The organism is Oleiphilus sp. HI0086 (assembly GCF_001635225.1).
Genome location: NZ_LWFZ01000965.1, coordinates 1 through 3363 on the forward strand (window position 1 = coordinate 1; position 3363 = coordinate 3363).

At 43.1% G+C, this 3363-nt stretch carries 4 protein-coding genes; all 4 read right to left on the reverse strand.

The window, feature by feature from the left end; translation table 11 throughout:
- Positions 1-1867, reverse strand: a 1867-nt coding sequence (locus A3756_RS17310) for a VacB/RNase II family 3'-5' exoribonuclease (RefSeq protein ID WP_068554071.1), incomplete at its 3' end; no start/stop codon positions are given.
- A 62-nt stretch (positions 1868-1929) separates the two neighbouring features.
- The gene (folE, locus tag A3756_RS17315; RefSeq protein WP_068508709.1) at positions 1930-2487 is read right to left on the reverse strand and encodes a GTP cyclohydrolase I FolE; all 558 of its coding nucleotides are present in this window, start codon (positions 2485-2487) and stop codon (positions 1930-1932) included.
- Positions 2488-2606: 119 nt separating this feature from the next.
- A complete protein-coding gene (locus A3756_RS26770; protein ID WP_156490561.1) occupies positions 2607-2777 on the reverse strand; it encodes a hypothetical protein in 171 nt (56 codons plus the stop codon).
- A 241-nt stretch (positions 2778-3018) separates the two neighbouring features.
- Positions 3019-3363 (reverse strand): hypothetical protein (locus A3756_RS27845; protein ID WP_197481363.1); only part of this gene is annotated, 345 nt, incomplete at its 5' end.

Genomic DNA, 3363 nt, shown 5'->3' on the forward strand with positions numbered 1-3363 from the left:
CTGCTTGGTCGAGTTGGAAGGACTGCTCTTTGTTGGTGATGCAAAGCAGGTCTTGGTTAAAGCTATACTTCCCTTCCATCTCCTTGGTTGAGACAAATCCTTCAATACCTGTTTCTGCTAGACGAACTTGAAAACCAGAAGAAAAGACACGATGAATCGTAGCATTTAAGGTTTGTTTGTTCTTAGCTAAATACTGGCACTTCAGCCATTGCTCAACATCATAGACGGCACTTTTGGCTTTACTCGAATTCTCACTTAATGCTTCTATTTGAGCTTCGTTAATGTAGCTTTCATTGTTGGCTGCAATCGCATCGAGTTGGCGGTGTACTAAAAAGTCACTGGCTTTTCTAAGGGGGGAGGTGAAGTTGCAATACTGCTGCAATCCCATGCCGAAGTGAGGCGCAGGTTCTAGGCTTAGCTGGCTTTTCTCTAACTGGCGAGAAATAAGTAGTTGGTAGCGAGTTAACTCATCATTACTGGAAAGCTGTTTTGATAGTTCAACAAAGCTGTCTAAAGACGCTAAAGAATCTTCTTTGTACTCAGGAATGTTTTCTTGCAGTACTTTATCCAAGCTTTCCAAGCGATCGGCACGTATGCCTTTATGGCTAATGTAGATACCGGGAAGTTTGCTTTTGGAAATGAGTTCTGCGATGCAACAGTTTGCAGCGACCATCGCTTCTTCAACTATACGGTGAGCGCTGGAGAATACTTTCTGTTTGATCTCTGCAATCTTTCCCTGGTCATTCAGCTCGAGGTAGAACTCTTGACGGTCTTTTTGAATCAGGTTGTGCTTGTTGCGGAATTCTGATCGTTTATCGGCAATAGTCTTAAGATGCTTCAGGCTTTCCTGAATATCGCTGCTGCACTCGTCTAGCGCTTCGCCTTGGTCAATAAAGCTGCCAACGACTTCGTAACTAAGCTTTTTATGAGATTGAATAAGCGCTTGTTCTAGCTCGTAGCTTTCGATATCTCCAGTCTCACTTACAGTCGCTTTTACTACTTTGGCCAGACGCGGTTTACCTTCTACCAAAGAGCAGATATCACTGCCCAGCTTTTCTGGAAGCATCGCGATAGTCTGACCGGGGAAGTAGACTGAACTTGCGCGTTTTATCAGACTTTTCTCGATGGCTGAGCCGGCATCAATCATGGCGCAGGGGTCGGCAATCGCAATATATATATACCAACCTTGCTCAGCTTTTTCTGCATACAAGGCATCGTCTATATCTTTCGTAGAAGACGAGTCAATGGTAACAAAGGGAAGTTCACAATAGTTTTTACGCCCTTCGCTTAAACCTGCTATCTGTTCTTCTGAAATCGCATCTGCTTGTTCTTGCTCGACTTTGCTCCAGCTTGTTTCCAGGCGGTGCTTCTTGCTGGCATACAATGATTCGATACCGATATCTTGGTCGGTACCAATTAGCTCGACAATGCTTGCTTGTGCTTTCCCTGACTTAAAAGGATGTTGAGTAACCTTGCAGACAACCAGGTCTTTCGCTTTGGCTTTTTTGCGCTTTTGAGGAGGAATAAAAAACCACCGACACATGCCTTGGATATCGGGCTCAACAAAAGCAGCTTTACCCTTCTCTATGTATTTGCCACAAAAGAACTGGGTGTTGCTTTCAATTAGCCTTTCTAATTTAGCGACCTTTTTGTTCTTTGCATCTTTTATGACTTCAACTTCTACTCTATCACCAGGGAGTACGCGCTCCATTTCATCGGGTGGAAGATAAACGTCTCGGTTGGTATCAAGTGTCACAAAACCAAATTTGTAAGCAGAACCTTTAACTGTCCCAATGCAGAGATTGCGACTAGCTTTGATATCTTGCTTGAGTTGCTTGAGTTGATTAAGTGAGTCGAGTTTTAGCATTGATCATACCTGTTGGTGGCAAGAGTGCTGTGTATCGATCCTAGACACACAGCGACATGTTCTTAAGAGTTGGTTGCGAGCGTTAGGAATTCACTACGTGTTGCCTGAGACTGTCTGAAAGCGCCCAGCATAACGGAAGTGTTCATGACTGAATTTTGTTTTTCAACGCCGCGCATCATCATACACATATGTTTTGACTCAATGATGACAGCCACACCTTTTGCGCCAGTCACTTGCTGGATTGTTTCAGCCACTTGACGAGTGAGGTTTTCCTGAATCTGGAAGCGTCGCGCATACATGTCGACAATACGAGCAAATTTAGACAGACCCAAAACCTTGCCGTTTGGCAAATAAGCGATATGGCACTTGCCAATAAAAGGCAGTAGGTGGTGTTCGCAAAGAGAGTATAGCTCTATGTCTTTTACAATAACCATTTGGTCATTGTCAGACTCGAACACCGCGTTATTTACTATATCATCAAGGCTTTGTTGATATCCCTGAGTGAGAAATTGCATAGCCTTGGCTGCACGAGTCGGTGTATCTAATAAGCCTTCGCGAGAGCTGTCTTCACCAAGACTTTCAATAATGGCTTTATAATTTTGTGATAAGGCGTCAAGCATAAGAAATACCGAAGATGTGGGAAATGCCGGATTTTACATGCTTGGAATAGCTGGGGAAAGCCTTTTCCCACTTGGTCAACCTAATTTGCAGATAGCGTTTAGCAGAAAGTAAGAGACAATTAGTACCGATCAATTGCGAATCGAATATTATCTGCTTCCGCTTTAAGAACTTGGTACATAAATGTATTGGTGCCAGCCTTTGCTTTTTCAGCTTGCAGGCACTTGTTTTGGTAGAGTTTCTCTAAGGTGGCGAGATCGCATTGCATTGTGGGGCAAGTACTTTGGCTCATTTTACTACCTCCATTCAGGTTACCCTGAATTATCAGACCTGAGCTTGATTGTTTGGTAAATAATAGTTAAGCATTTACTCTGCCAAGTATTTTGAACATGTCTGAGAGGGAAAATAAAGTAAATAAAAACAAAAGGATAACATGGGAAAAAAATTTAATTTTGAAAGCGGCCAACTTGAATATAAAACTAAAGCTGGCCGCTTGTAAAGAAAGCTGACGAAAGTCTGTCGTTTATAGCGACCTAGCGCTGTAAGTCATTTAGTTGATCGATCAGTGCCTGGAATTGCTCATCGAGACTGCCAGAGCTAGCGTTGATTGATGCGCCTTCAATCGCACCTTGCAGTGCGTTCTTAATTTGTTCTGTTTGATCAGCTTGAGTGCTTAGGCTGGAAGTAAGGGTGTTAACTACGTCAGCACTATTGCTAGCAACTTCTTCCAAACCACCTAGATTACTCATGGTTTCATTAGCAATTGTTACGCTGCTACTCACGACTTCAGCAACTTCTTGCTGCTTCGAGATAACCGAGTTCGATATTTCGGTGATCTTGGTGATCTCACCCTGGATTTCTTCTGCTGACTCATTTGA